Below are 12,999 nucleotides of genomic sequence, written 5' to 3'. Positions count from 1 at the left end.
ACCATGAAACGACGGACATTTCTCGGAAGCATCGCCGCGACCGGAGTCGGCGCCGCCATTGCCCCAGGGCTGATCGCACCCGCCACCGCACAAGCCGCCACCTGGAAGAAGCGGGTCACCGGTGCCGACCTCGACACCAACAGCCGCTGGCAGGTGGCCGGCACCGACCTCGGCATCCCGTACGTGCTCGAGAACGGCTCGATCGGCTACCTCTTCGGCGATACCTTCAACACCCCCTGGCCTGAGCAGCCCGACAACGACTGGCGCTCCCCGGTGATGCTGCGCTCCGCCATCCACCCAGGCGCGGCGGGCGGCATCGTCTTCGACAGCGCCGCCAAGGTGGCCGGCAACGGCCGCGCGCCCGAGATCATGCACAACGGTCACAACGGGATCGGCATCGACGGCCTCTGGGAGGTCACGGTGATCCCGAACGACGGCATCAGCTTCCCCGAGACCGGCCGCCAGCTCGTCTCGTACATGAGCATCGAGAACTGGAACTCGGCCGGCCCGAACGGCCCGCAGTGGAAGTCCCGGTACGCCGGACTCGCCTACACCGACAACGGCAACGACTACGTCCGTACCAACCTGAAGTGGTTCAACAGCGGCGACAACCTCGACCCGTTCCAGATGTGGACCATGCAGCGCGACGGCGACTGGGTCTACGTGTTCTCGGTCCGCTCCGGTCGCCAGGACGGCCCGATGATGCTGCGCCGTGTCCCCTGGGAGCGGATGTTCTCCCCCGAGGCCTACGAAGGCTGGGGCTGGAACGGCAGCAACTGGGGCTGGGGCCGGCCGTGCTCGCCGATCCTCAACGGCCGCTTCGGCGAACCGTCGGTCCGCCGGCTCGAGGACGGCACCTGGGCGATGGCCTACCTCAACTGCGCCACCGGCAACATCGTCACCCGGACCGCGGCCGGCCCGGACCAGGTCTGGACCGGCGAGAGGGTCCAGGTCACCTTCGCCCAGGAGCCGGCCCTGTACGGCGGATTCATCCATCCGTGGTCGACCAAGGCGGCCAACGGCCTACACCTGATGGTCTCGAAATGGACCCGCGACCCGGCCGGACACAGCACCGCTTACCACGTCAGCCAGTACGCCGGAAGCCTCTGACAGCAGTTAGCTCCAACTAAACTGGTCCGGTAAACGCTTTACCACCCGCGAAATTGGTCTGTTGCGTATTGCGCAACGCGTAATGCGGCACGCGCTCAGAAACAGCGGGTTTCGGCAAGGTTGCCGCGAGAGTGCGCTCTCACGACTTAGTAACGGATACTACTGAACTATTGACTGGTCAGCGGCCACTAGGCAATTCTCTACGCCACTGAACGACAGGTTCATACCAGTCAGCCGGAGGCCGATCCGGCTACTTCGCCAGAGGTGATCCGATGAAGTTCCGTTCCCTTGCCGTCGCCGCAGTCGCGGCTCTATCCCTGACCGCGCTCGCCGCGTGTGGAAGCTCGGACGACAAGCAAGACACCGCCGCCGACTCCGGCCCGAAGACCATCGACGTCTGGCTGATGAAGGGCAGCGTCTCCGACGACTTCCTGAAGCGGTTCGAGGCCGGCTTCGCCGCCGACCACCCGGACATCAAGGCCAACGTCCAGATCCAGGAATGGAACGGGATCGGCCCGAAGATCATCGGCGCGCTGGCCAGCAAGGACGCGCCGGACGTGATCGAGGTCGGCAACACCCAGGTCGCGCAGTACTCGGCCAGCGGTGGCGTCAAGGACCTGACCGACAAGAAGGCCGACCTCAAGGGCGACGACTGGATCGAGGGTCTGGCCGGACCGGGCCTGTACGAGGGCAAGCAGTTCGGCATTCCGTACTACGCCGCCAACCGCGTGGTCCTCTACCGCAAGGACCTCTTCCAGGCGGCCGGTATCACCACCCCGCCGAAGACCCGCGAGGAGTGGCTGGCCGACACCGCGAAGGTCAACACCGGCGGCAACCAGGGCATCTACCTGCCCGGCCAGAACTTCTACGTCCTGTCCGGCTTCATCTGGGACGAGGGCGGCGACCTCGCGGTCAAGGAAGGCGACCAGTGGAAGGGCGCGCTGGAGACCCCCGAGGCACTCAAGGGGATGGACTTCTACAAGCAGATCCAGGCGCTCGGCAAGGGCCCGAAGGACTCTGACGAGGCCAAGCCGACCCAGACCGACGTGTTCGCGCAGGGCAAGGTCGCGCAGATGATCGCCGTTCCGGGTGCCGCCGAGCTGATCGCCCAGGCGAACCCGGCGCTCAAGGACAAGATCGGCTTCTTCCCGATCCCGGGCAAGACCGCCGACAAGCCGGGCGCCGTCTTCACCGGTGGCTCCGACCTGATCATCCCGGAGGCCGCGGCCGAGCAGGATGCCGCCTACACCTTCATCAAGGAACTGGCCGGCGAGAAGTGGCAGACCGACTTGGCCAAGACGATGAAGTACGTGCCGAACCGGACCAGCCTCGCGTCGGCGGTCGGCTCGGACGAGGGCGTGGCGGCGATGGCGGCCGGTGCGGCCAACGGCAAGGCCACCCCGAACTCCCCGAACTGGGCCGCGGTCGAGGCGAAGAACCCGATCAAGGAGTACCAGACCAAGGTGCTGACCGGCGGTGACCCGGCCGCCGCGGCCAAGGCCGCCGACGAGATCATCACCCAGGCCCTGAACGCCAAGTAGAACTATGGCTGTGGCTGAGAAGACCACCACAGCAGCCCCCGCCCCCGAGCCCGGTACGCCGGTCTCGGTCCGGCGGGGGCGACCCCTGTGGGAACGCCTCCTCCCGTACCTGCTGGTCGCGCCGACGGTCGTCGGTACGGCATACCTGCTGGTCTATCCGCTGGTCCGCAACCTGCTGATCTCGTTCCAGAAGTTCGGCATCGCGCAGCTGATCCGTGGCGGCGCCGAGTTCGTCGGGTTCGACAACTACTCGAAGATCCTGAACGACGACAAGTTCTGGGGCGTCGTCGGCCGGACCTTCGTGTTCACCGCGGTCAACGTCGGCCTGATCATGGTGCTGGCCACCTTGGTGGCGCTGCTGATCGGTGCCCTGGGCAAGTGGATGCGGTTCGCCGTGATGGGCGGCCTCGTAGTCGCCTGGGCGATCCCGGTGATCGCGGCGACGACCGTGTTCCAGTGGCTGTTCCAGTCCCAGCTCGGCGTCGTGAACTGGGTGCTGGTCGCGCTCGGGTTCGAGCAGTTCGACGGCAAGGCCTGGTTCGCGGACGGCAACTCGACGTTCGCGATCGTGGTGCTGCTGATCGTCTGGCAGTCGGTGCCGTTCGCGGCGCTGACCCTCTACGCCGCGATGACGTCGGTACCGAAGGAACTGCACGAGGCGGCCCAGATCGACGGGGCCGGCGCGGTCAAGACCTTCTGGCTGATCACCTTCCCGATCCTGCGGCCGATGTTCGGGCTGATCCTGTGCCTGGAGGTGATCTGGGTGTTCAAGTGCTTCGTCCAGATCTGGGCGATCAGCCAGGGCGGTCCGGGCGACGCGCTGCTGACGCTGCCCGTCTACGCGTACCAGATCGCCACCGTGCTGAACCGGTACGACCTGGGCGCGGCGATCTCGATGGTCACGGTGCTGATCCTGGCCGTGGTGCTGCTGGCCTACTTCCGGCAGATGTTCAAGGAAGAGGGCGAACTGTGAGAGCCAGCCTCAGCCGCAAGCTCACCCTGAACGTGATCGCGCTCGGCGTTCTGCTGTTCTCGATCTTCCCGGTCTACTGGATGGTGCTGACCGCCTTCAAGCCGACCAAGGAGATCCAGGCCGAGACGCCGTCGTTCTTCCCGACCCATGTCACCTTCACGCACTTCAGCACCGCCGTGCACGCGGACGGCTTCTGGACCTTCTGGCGCAACAGCGGGTTGGTCGCGATCAGCGCCGTCCTGCTGTCGCTGGTGGTCGCCTGCGGCGCGGCGTACGCCGTCGGCCGGATGAAGTGGAAGGGGCGGCAGGGCTTCATCCTGATGGTGTTCATCGCCCAGATGACCCCCTGGGAGGCACTGCTGATCCCGATGTACGTGATCGCCCGCGACACGGACATGCTGGACAAGCTGCCGATCCTGACGCTGATCTACTTCATGATGACGCTGCCGTTCACGATCGTGACGTTGCGCGGATTCCTGAAGGGCATCCCGGTCGAGCTGGAGGAGGCCGCCCGGGTGGACGGCTGCAACCAGTTCGAGGCGTTCCGGCGGGTCGTCTTCCCGTTGCTCGCGCCGGGTCTGCTGTCGACGTCGTTGTTCGGCTTCATCACGGCGTGGAACGAGTTCGCCTTCGCCAACCTGCTGATCATCAAGAACCAGGACCAGCGCACGCTGCCGGTCTGGCTCTCGTCGTTCAGCAACACGTTCGGTACCGACTGGGGCGCGACGATGGCCGCCGCGACCCTGTTCATGCTGCCCGTGCTGCTGATCTTCCTGGTCCTGCAGGGCCGCGTCACCACCGGCGTGGCCGCGGGCGCCGTGAAGGGCTAATCCACTTCAGGGAACGACAGCCGCGTCGTGATCCGGTACCGGTCTCCTCGATAGATGGAGCGGGTGTACTCGATCACGGCGCGGTCCGCGTTCCGGGTGACGCGCTCGAAGAGCAGTGCCGGCGCGTGCAGCGGTACTCCGAGCAGCGCGGCCTCCTGCGCATCCGTGACGGTCGGCTCCGCCGTCTGGACGGCGCTCCTCGCGGCGACCTGGTACCGCGTCCGCAGCAGCCCGTACAGCGACCCGATCTCGAAGTCGCGGCCGGTGATACCGGGGACGAAGGCGACCGGGATCCGGATCCGCTCGATGCACATCGGCGCCTCGTCGACGATCCGCAGCCGGACCACCGAGACGAGCTGGTCACCCGGTGAGATCTCCATCCGCTGACCGATCCGGGCGCCGGCCGGTTCGAGGTCGAAGCTGATCAGCTTGCTCTGCCACGGCGTCCCCTCGGCCGGCGGCACCTGGAAGTCGCCCTCGGCGGTCGGCTCGAGCGCCTGGTGGATCTTGCGCGAGCTGATGAACGTGCCGCGCCCGTGCTCGCGGACGACCAGCCCGTCGCGGGCCAGATCGTCGAGTGCCGCCCGGAGCGTCGGGCGGGAGACGCCGAGCGACTCGCTCAGACTCCGCTCGGACGGCAGCGGCTCACCGGGGTTGCGGAGCTGGATGAGCCGCAGCAGCTCATCCCTCGCCTCGGTCTTTCTCATGCTCCGGAGCTTACCAGTGGTAAAGCTGTGAGAGCGGATTCACTCCGTGATTCAGGGTTGACTTTACCAATTGGATAGACCACCGTACGAAGGGTTCTCTCCGCCCCGAGATGAAGGTGTGTGAATCCATGACTCGATCTCGCAAGCTCCGCGTGACCGCGACAGCCGTCGTACTGGCCGCTCTTGCCGCGGCCGGCGCCAGTACCACCGCCAGTGCACGCACCGGCCCCGAGCAGTACCGCAAGCCGGCGTGTGGTGCGTTCTTCGACGACTTCAACTACAGCTCCCGGACCGATCCGAACTTCACCGGCCACGACTGGAGTGTCCGGACCGGCGGAGGTGGCCCGGGCATCGAGGGCACCTGGACCGCGAGCAACGTGACCTTCCCGGTTGTGGACGGGCAGAAGTCCCTGCAGCTCCGCGCCGCGACCAACGGCACGGTCAGCGGCACCACCCAGTCGCAGGTGCAGCAGAACCAGGAGCGGTTCTTCGAGGGCACCTACGCGACCCGGTTCAAGTTCAGCGACACCCCGGTCAGCGGCGCCGACGGCGATCACGTCAACCAGACCTTCTACACGATCTCGCCGCTCGACTACGACTGGGAGCCGACGTACAGCGAGCTCGACATCTCGGAGTACCTGCCGAACGGCGGCTGGGGCGAGGCGGGCCCGGTCGACTTCATCACCAGCTGGAACACGTACCAGGTCGATCCGTTCGACGGCTGGCGGATCAGCGCCGCGCGCCGGTTCAGCCACGCCGGCTGGCACACGCTGGTCGCCACGGTCGGCGGCGGCCACGTGAAGTACTACATCGACGGCAGCCTCGCCGCGGACCACACCACCGACGGCAACGGCCACTCGGTCTACCCGCGGCGGCCGATGACGCTCAACTACAACCAGTGGTTCATCGACCTGGACGGGCACAGCGGCGCTACCAGCGCCTACGTGCAGTCGGCGGACTGGGTCTACTACGCCAAGAACGAAGTACTGTCGCCGTCCACGGCCACTGCGCGGGTGAACTCCTACCGCTCGTCCGGCACGACGCATGCGGACACGATCAGCTGCTGAATCAGTGACCCGTCAGTAGCGTGAGACAGCCTCCACGACCCATGGACTTTCGGTTCGGACCTGAGTACGGTCCGTAGCGGCGTCCGCACCACGCCACCGTCGGAGAAGGACCTCAGGGTCCTCCTCTGTCAACTGACGGTGAGGTGCCACCCGCCAGTGGTGCCTCACTGGTGGATGGGCAAGCAGCCCGTGGCAGCAGCTACGAGCTGATGGGGGCCCGTACACCTAGGTGGGGCGGTGAGCGCAAGCGCTCCCGCCCCACCGACTCAATTCTTCTCGGGTTCACCCCCAACGCGGCATCGCCCCTGTTCGTCTTGATGATTGACAGGGAAGGGTGGTGCGCATGGCTGACTGGGAATCCGCGTTCGGCGAGTTGCTGCAGGCTCGTGGTGGCGCGTTGCGTTCCTACGCCTATCTGCTGACCGGCGATACCGCGTCCGCGGGCGATCTGGTCCAGGACGCGTTGCTGCGGGTCTTCAGCCGGCTCAGGGTCGGCAATGACGTGGCGCAACTCGAGGGGTACGTCCGGCGGGCGATCCTCAACCAGTACGTCGACGGCCGCCGGCGGGCCAAGCTGTGGCGGCAAGCCCAGCACCTGCTGGTGAATCCGCCGGTGCACGAGGACGCCGACGTCGGAATCGCCGACGAGGTACGCCGGGCGCTGTCGACGCTCTCGCCAAAGCAGCGGGCCTGCGTCGTCCTGCGCTACTACGAGGACCTGACCGTCCAAGACATCGCGGACCAGATCGGCTGCTCCGAAGGCACCGTCAAGCGCCACCTGTCCGACGCCCGGACGAAGCTGGCCAGCCAGCTCGGCACGACCGAGGAGAGCATGAGATGACCTCCCGAGACTTGAAAGACCTACTCCAGACCCTGGCCTCGGACGGCACCGACCGGGTGCCCGTTGACGAGCAGACCCTGATCCCCCGCATCCGCTCCCGCCGCCGCCGTCGCACCGGCATAGCAGCAGCCGTCGCCGCGTCGACCGCGGTAGTAGTCGCAGCGGGCGCGTACGCAGTACTGCCTGGTGCTGATCAGGAGCAGCCGCCTGCCGCAGCTCCTCCGGTGCCGACGGTGACCCTCAAGCCTCATCAAGAGAACGGGTTCGTCTGCGGAAGCCGTCTCACTGCTCCCATCGCCGGCGATCCGACGCTGGGCCTGGCGGTCACCCAGCAGACCGTCACACCGGACGCCAACGGGGTCATGGCCTCGATCAACGTCGAGTTGATCAACTCGGCCGCCGCGCCGGTGAACCTGTCGGGTAGCCCGGCCGGAGCGAGTCTCGTCGTCGTCAAGGACGGGATCGTGGTGGCTACCCCGCTCGCCGAGCGGGCCATCGCCAAGCGGTGGAAGTTCGGTCCGAACGAAACCGTGACCGTGAAGACGTTCCTGAGCATCCGTCAGTGCACGACAGACGGGCAGCAGGGGACTGTCCCGCTCGAGCCCGGGACCTATCAGCTCTATGCGACGAAGAGTTTCAAGGAGATCAGCGAGCTCCCCAAGCTCCCCGACATAGTGATCGCCGGCGGGCCGTGGACGATTGAGCTGAAGTAGCCGACATCCGGGGTTTGCCGGATTGTCGGACAAGTTTTGCCGGGGTTTGACGTTCGAACAGGGGCGGTCGGGGGCAGACTGATCTGCGATGCAGTGGTTCCCAACCGCCCCTGGGAGATTGCCGTGACTGCCCAACGTCTTCTTCGTCCTGCCGTGGTGATCGGCGCGCTGCTTGCGCTGGTCGGCTTCGGTGTCACCCCGTCGACCGCCGCGACGACGGCCACCCTCACCGTGAGTGCTGCGATCGGGCAGCAGAACGGGTCGGTCGGCACCGTCGTCGGCTATGTGGTCGGGCAGCCGACTGCCGCCAATACGGTGATCCGGAGCCGCTACACCGCCGACACCGCGCTCGCGCTGGCCGATTCGGCTTCGACGACCTCGACCGGGTCGATGCTCTACGTGCAGATCCCGAGCGGTTTCAGGGCGCAGTACGGACTGAAGACCAACCCGGGATTGCTCGGCGCGCAGATCACCGTCACCGGGACGCTGACGCCGTACTTCACGCCGCATGCGGGGTTGAAGGATCCGACGGCGTTCAGCGGTGGTGGCGGTTCGGACCCTGGTGATCCGGGTGACCCTGGCGACTACTACGCGGCCGCCTCCGGCAAGACCGGCGCTGCGTTGAAGTCGGCGCTGCACACGATCATCTCTAGTCAGACCAAGCTGACGTACGAGCAGGTCTGGAACGCTTTGAAGGACACCGACCAGGATCCCGCCAATCCCAACAACGTGATCCTGCTGTACTCCGGTCGCTCGCAGGCCAAGAGCACCAACGGCGGTGGGGTCAACGACTGGAACCGTGAACACGTCTGGGCCAAGTCGCACGGTGACTTCGGTACGGCGACCGGTCCGGGGACGGATGTGCACCACCTGCGTCCCGAGGACGTGTCGGTGAACTCGGCACGAGGCAACCTCGACTTCGACAACGGCGGCTCGGCGGTCACCGAGTGCCCCGGGTGTACGGCCGACAGCGACTCGTTCGCGCCGCGGGCCGCAGTACGGGGTGATGTCGCGCGGATGATCTTCTACATGGCGGTCCGGTACGAGGGCGGCGACGGTTGGCCGGACCTGGAGCCGAACAACTCGGTGAACAACGGCACCGCGCCGTACATCGGCAAGCTCTCTGTCCTGAAGGCCTGGAGCGCCGCCGACCCGCCGGACGCGTTCGAGAAGCGCCGCAACCAGGTCATCTACGACACCTGGCAGCACAACCGCAACCCGTTCATCGACCACCCCGAATGGGTCAGCTCGATCTGGCCGTAGGCCGGCTCGTCGTAGGTTGGTCGGTATGAGCCCCTCAGTACCGCGCTTCCACCTGGCCATGCCGGTCGACGATCTAGCAGCCGCCGCGGAGTTCTACGGCTCCGTGGTCGGCTGCGAACGCGGCCGCAGCTCCGACACCTGGATCGACTGGAACCTCCGCGGCCACCAGTTCGTCACGCACCTGGCCTCGACGCGGGCCGAGGCGATCCACAACCCCGTAGACGGCCACGACGTCCCCGTTCCCCACTTCGGCCTGATCCTCGAGATCCCGGACTTCCACGCGTTGGCCGACCGCTTCCGCGCCGCCAACACCTCCTTCGTCATCGAGCCGTACCTCCGCTTCGAAGGCAAACCCGGCGAACAATGGACCATGTTCCTCCACGACCCCGCCGGCAACGCCCTGGAGTTCAAGGCTTTCGCCAACGACGAAGACGTCTTCGCCACCTAACCCGACGCCGAGCAAACCCCACGCCGGCGCCTCCGTTCGCTCCTACGTCGCTCCCACGGCGCTGAGCTCCCGCCCACCCTGGCGCGCGGGCTGCTCCGCACGCCCGCCTGGCGAGAGCGGGCCGTCGTCGACACAGCTGTTGTTGCGGGGCGGGTGCCGTGTGCCCGACTGGCGGCTGGGCGGACCGGCCTGCGTCCAAGTACCGAACACCTACTGTGCCCTCGAGTGCAACCGCCCTACAACGGCGGTTGCACCCAACTGGTTGCGGACCGTTGGCTCATCGTCTCTGCTCGTCGACGAGGTTGCTCAGCGGGCTGTCCGTGGCCGTTTGTGTCGGGGCGGTCTGCTTGTGGCGGCTCGGTGGCTTCACCTTGCCCTCGGCAACCAAGTCGTCGAGGCTGCTCGCCAGCCGGAGCGGCACAAGCCGAGCGACCGGCTTGCCGTGGCGGGTGATGGTGAAGCTGCGCCCTTGGCTCACATCCTCGAGGTAGCGCCCAAGCCCGTCACGTAGTTGCTGGTGGCCGACCGTATCCATCGGATCTCCTTTTCGCTGGTGACTCGAGCCTAAGAAGGCCAGCGCGTGCGGGCGAGGGCAGATCGCAGGGCAGCGTCGGGCAGTTAGATGGCCGGGACCGGGGCTGGTGAGCGGCTGCTGGCTGTGTCGTCGCCAGAGCCAGCCGTGGGTTTGCGGGCGCATCGAGTCGGGGCGGCGGTTCGCGGCGAAGCGGGACCTGCCCGGGCACCCCGCAGCGGGCCGATGACAGCCAGGCCGCCAGTTGCTACACACGGCAGCCACCCCGCAACACCTGCAGGTCCACACAGGGCCCGGCGACCGCCGGCGTGGGGTTTTGCTCGGGCTTGTTGATACAGCTTTCGGTGAATACATCATCTGATGTACTGTCTGGGTGTGGACACGATCAGTCGGGGTGAGGTGTTGGCTCGGTTCGGGCATGCGTTGTCGGATCCGACCAGGACTCAGGTGATGCTTGTTCTCAGTGAAGGGGCCAGCTATCCGGCTGATCTGGCTGAGCGGATCGGGGTCAGCCGGCAGTCGCTGTCCAATCATTTGGCTTGCCTGCGCGGGTGTGGGCTGGTGGTGGCGGAGCCCGAAGGACGCCGGACTCGGTACGAATTGGCCGATCCGTCGCTCGGCACCGCTCTCGCTCAACTTCTCAACGTGGTTCTGGCAGTGGACCCCGCCTGCTGCCGGCCCGACGCGACGGGTGAGTGCCGATGACTGAAGCAACAAACAGCCCTCGCCAACTCCCCATCGCCATCGGTGAGCCACGGCTCCTCCCGCTCACCAGTCCGCTGCAGAAGGTGCAGCCGTCGGCGGCGGAGGTTGACAGGCGTCTGCGGTTGGGGCGGCGTGCACAGATGCTGGCCGGGACGAGTGTTGGCTACAACGTGGTTGAGGCTGCGGTGGCTATCGCGGCCGGCACCGTGTCCGGGTCGGTGGCGCTGGTGGGGTTCGGGTTGGACTCCATCGTCGAGGTGGCCAGCGGGCTGATCATCTTGTGGCAGTTCCGGAGTCCGATGCCGGAGACGCGGGAGCGCCGGGCGTTGCGGCTGATCGCGTTGTCGTTCTTCGGGTTGGCGCTCTACGTGTCGTTCGAGTCCGTACGGTCCCTTGTCACCGGTTCGGCGCCCGACGCGTCCGGCGTCGGCATCGGGTTGGCGATCGCGTCGCTGATCGTCATGCCGGTGCTGTCGGCCGCGCAACGGCGTACCGGCAAAGCACTGCAATCCAACTCAGTAGTTGCCGACGGCACCCAAACCCTGCTTTGCACCTATCTGTCAGCCGTGCTCCTGGTCGGCCTCGTGCTCAACGCGACGCTCGGCTGGTCCTGGGCGGACCCGATCGCCGGCCTCGTCATCGCCGCGATCGCCCTTCGCGAAGGAATCCAAGCCTGGCAAGGAAAAGGCTGCTGCGCCCCCACCAACGCAGGAGCCCACGCCTGCGAAGACGGCTGCTGCTGACTATCCGTTCACCCGGAACGTCGTGTTGCCGACCTGTCGAGTCGAGGTGACCCGGCCCGGTACGTGCTGACCGGGCGCAGGAGTGATCGCGGGTACCGGCGTACCGGGCAACGCAACCCCAGCATGCGCAGCCGACTGCCCGACGCGTGTCTGGACCCAGTCCTGCAAACCAGGATCAGCCAGCGACAACCGTGAACCGCTGTCCCGCACCATCCCGCGAGCGACCAGCCCCTGCCGAGCCGCATCCACCTCTTGCCACTTGCCCGGCCCGGCTGCCTGCGTCTCGCCCTGCATCGCCAACCCCCGCGGTCCCCGCACGGCGACCTTCGCCAGCAAATCCTTCTCCGCCGGCGAACAGGAATTCCAAGCAGCCTGGTAGAACACCCGAGCCTGATCGTTCACCCGAGCCGTCGCCGCCTTCGCCACGTCAGCAGTGATCCCGTACGGCGGCCGCGCGAACTCCAAAGCCGTCTCCGACAAATCCCGCAACCGGCTCGGATTGCCATTGGCCGACTTGAGCAGCTGCTCCACCGCCTCCGGCTGATACGGGATTCCGGCCCGGCGCAACGGCTCGGTGACGCTCGGCCGCAGCTCGTCGGCACTCAGCGGCCCACACTCCCGTACGTCGAAACGCCCCGTCACCCCAGTAGCGACCCCAGACATCCCGCCCGACGCAGCCATCAGCCGAGTAGCAGCCATCTCGCCTCCCGCCCCCACGAGATAAACGCGCTGCCCCTGCCGCTCCAGATGCGCCGACAACTCCGTCAACGCCGCCAGATCCCGATCGGACGCGACGTCGAGGTTGTCGACCATCAGCATCACCGGCTGACCCTTCTTGGCGGCCAGCTCGCCCAGGTTGTCGGCGAGCTGATTGAGCGTGCTGCCGACCCCGTCCTTGCCGGGCGCCTCCCATTGCTTCTTGACCACCGCCTGGACGGGCGCGACCCCGAAGCGGAGTTCGGCCCCGCGTTGCTCGCTGCGACTGCGCTGGGTCAGATCCCGAAGCGTCTTCTTCAGCTTGCGCAGCGCGAAGTACCCGTGCTGTTTGCGAAGCCCGCCGAGGTCCTCGCTGACCGCGCGCACGAACCGGTTCTCCAACGGCTCCCGCGGCGACGCGTCGACCCGCACCGCGATCCAGCCGTTGCGTTGCGCGAAGGCCTGCGCTCGATCCAGCTCCAGGCTCTTACCCATCCCAGGTGCACCGGTGAACAGCACCGAATTGCCCTCGGGCTCCCGCCGGTCGAGCGAGATCGGCCGGCCCAGCCGATCGGTCCGGGTCACCATGTACGCCGGGCGCCGGGGCGTGCCGAAGACGCGACTCATCCCCCCACCCAACGCCGCGCAACCAGCCGGGACGAGATCACCAGATGAACATCCGGGCGGTCGCCGTTGAACCCCTCAGAACACTTGATGCGCCACGCGCCGGAAAAGTTGCGACAAATAGCTGGTCAATTTGTTCCCAAAAGAAACAGCCCGGATAATTCACCAGGCCCTGTGAACTTTGCAATCTCCGTGTCATTCTGCGC

The 12,999-nt window shown here is 66.7% G+C and carries 14 protein-coding genes; 11 read left to right on the top strand and 3 right to left on the bottom strand.

The features are described from left to right. Positions 1–3: 3 nt before the first annotated feature. The 4 genes from ABD116_RS11205 (at position 4) to ABD116_RS11190 (ending at position 4,454) form a co-directional block, all read left to right on the top strand. Positions 4–1,110 carry a glycoside hydrolase family 183 protein gene (locus ABD116_RS11205; protein WP_343967765.1) on the top strand — a complete coding sequence of 369 codons (1,107 nt, stop codon included), beginning with the start codon at positions 4–6 and terminating at the stop codon, positions 1,108–1,110. A gap of 272 nt (positions 1,111–1,382) precedes the next feature. After that, positions 1,383–2,651 (top strand): extracellular solute-binding protein, encoded by a 1,269-nt coding sequence (locus tag ABD116_RS11200; protein ID WP_343967763.1) that lies wholly within the window; start codon positions 1,383–1,385, stop codon positions 2,649–2,651. Between the two features lie 10 nt (positions 2,652–2,661). Then, entirely contained in the window at positions 2,662–3,624 is a 963-nt protein-coding gene (locus ABD116_RS11195) for a carbohydrate ABC transporter permease (RefSeq protein ID WP_425552079.1), read from the top strand. After that, a complete protein-coding gene (locus ABD116_RS11190; RefSeq protein WP_343967758.1) occupies positions 3,621–4,454 on the top strand; it encodes a carbohydrate ABC transporter permease in 834 nt (277 codons plus the stop codon). Before ABD116_RS11195 ends, ABD116_RS11190 begins: the two co-directional genes overlap by 4 nt. Here ABD116_RS11190 and ABD116_RS11185 read toward each other — a convergent pair. After that, positions 4,451–5,161, bottom strand: a complete 711-nt coding sequence (locus tag ABD116_RS11185) for a GntR family transcriptional regulator (protein ID WP_343967757.1) — start codon at positions 5,159–5,161, stop codon at positions 4,451–4,453. The genes ABD116_RS11190 and ABD116_RS11185 overlap by 4 nt on opposite strands. A 128-nt stretch (positions 5,162–5,289) precedes the next feature. Here ABD116_RS11185 and ABD116_RS11180 point away from each other — a divergent pair, with 128 nt between their 5' ends. The 5 genes from ABD116_RS11180 (at position 5,290) to ABD116_RS11160 (ending at position 9,493) form a co-directional block, all read left to right on the top strand. Next, a complete protein-coding gene (locus ABD116_RS11180) occupies positions 5,290–6,228 on the top strand; it encodes a glycoside hydrolase family 16 protein (RefSeq protein ID WP_343967755.1) in 939 nt (312 codons plus the stop codon). 343 nt (positions 6,229–6,571) lie between these two features. After that, positions 6,572–7,069: an RNA polymerase sigma factor gene (locus ABD116_RS11175; RefSeq protein WP_343967753.1), complete on the top strand. Its 498-nt coding sequence runs from the start codon at positions 6,572–6,574 to the stop codon at positions 7,067–7,069. Then, a complete protein-coding gene (locus tag ABD116_RS11170) occupies positions 7,066–7,782 on the top strand; it encodes a hypothetical protein (RefSeq protein ID WP_343967751.1) in 717 nt (238 codons plus the stop codon). Before ABD116_RS11175 ends, ABD116_RS11170 begins: the two co-directional genes overlap by 4 nt. Before the next feature lie 123 nt (positions 7,783–7,905). Continuing rightward, the gene (locus ABD116_RS11165; protein ID WP_343967749.1) at positions 7,906–9,045 is read left to right on the top strand and encodes an endonuclease; all 1,140 of its coding nucleotides are present in this window, start codon (positions 7,906–7,908) and stop codon (positions 9,043–9,045) included. Positions 9,046–9,070: 25 nt separating this feature from the next. Continuing rightward, positions 9,071–9,493, top strand: coding sequence for a VOC family protein (locus ABD116_RS11160; RefSeq protein ID WP_343967747.1), 423 nt, complete (start codon positions 9,071–9,073; stop codon positions 9,491–9,493). 277 nt (positions 9,494–9,770) lie between these two features. On the opposite strand, the gene ABD116_RS11155 is transcribed toward ABD116_RS11160, so the two are convergent. Then, positions 9,771–10,028 carry a type II toxin-antitoxin system Phd/YefM family antitoxin gene (locus ABD116_RS11155; RefSeq protein ID WP_343967745.1) on the bottom strand — a complete coding sequence of 86 codons (258 nt, stop codon included), beginning with the start codon at positions 10,026–10,028 and terminating at the stop codon, positions 9,771–9,773. A gap of 357 nt (positions 10,029–10,385) precedes the next feature. Here ABD116_RS11155 and ABD116_RS11150 point away from each other — a divergent pair, with 357 nt between their 5' ends. Together ABD116_RS11150 and ABD116_RS11145 are read left to right on the top strand one after the other, a co-directional pair. Further along, complete coding sequence (locus ABD116_RS11150; protein ID WP_425552078.1) at positions 10,386–10,730, top strand: ArsR/SmtB family transcription factor; 345 nt, start codon at positions 10,386–10,388, stop codon at positions 10,728–10,730. Then, positions 10,727–11,473: a cation diffusion facilitator family transporter gene (locus tag ABD116_RS11145; protein ID WP_343967742.1), complete on the top strand. Its 747-nt coding sequence runs from the start codon at positions 10,727–10,729 to the stop codon at positions 11,471–11,473. The genes ABD116_RS11150 and ABD116_RS11145 overlap by 4 nt, the downstream gene beginning before the upstream one ends. On the opposite strand, the gene ABD116_RS11140 is transcribed toward ABD116_RS11145, so the two are convergent. After that, complete coding sequence (locus tag ABD116_RS11140; protein WP_343967740.1) at positions 11,474–12,796, bottom strand: ATP-binding protein; 1,323 nt, start codon at positions 12,794–12,796, stop codon at positions 11,474–11,476. Positions 12,797–12,999: the final 203 nt, after the last annotated feature.

Origin of the sequence: Kribbella koreensis, assembly GCF_039525325.1 — a bacterium.
Lineage (GTDB): Bacteria > Actinomycetota > Actinomycetes > Propionibacteriales > Kribbellaceae > Kribbella > Kribbella koreensis.
The sequence above is the reverse complement of the archived record's forward strand: the minus strand, read 5'-3'. Positions and strand labels throughout refer to the sequence as shown.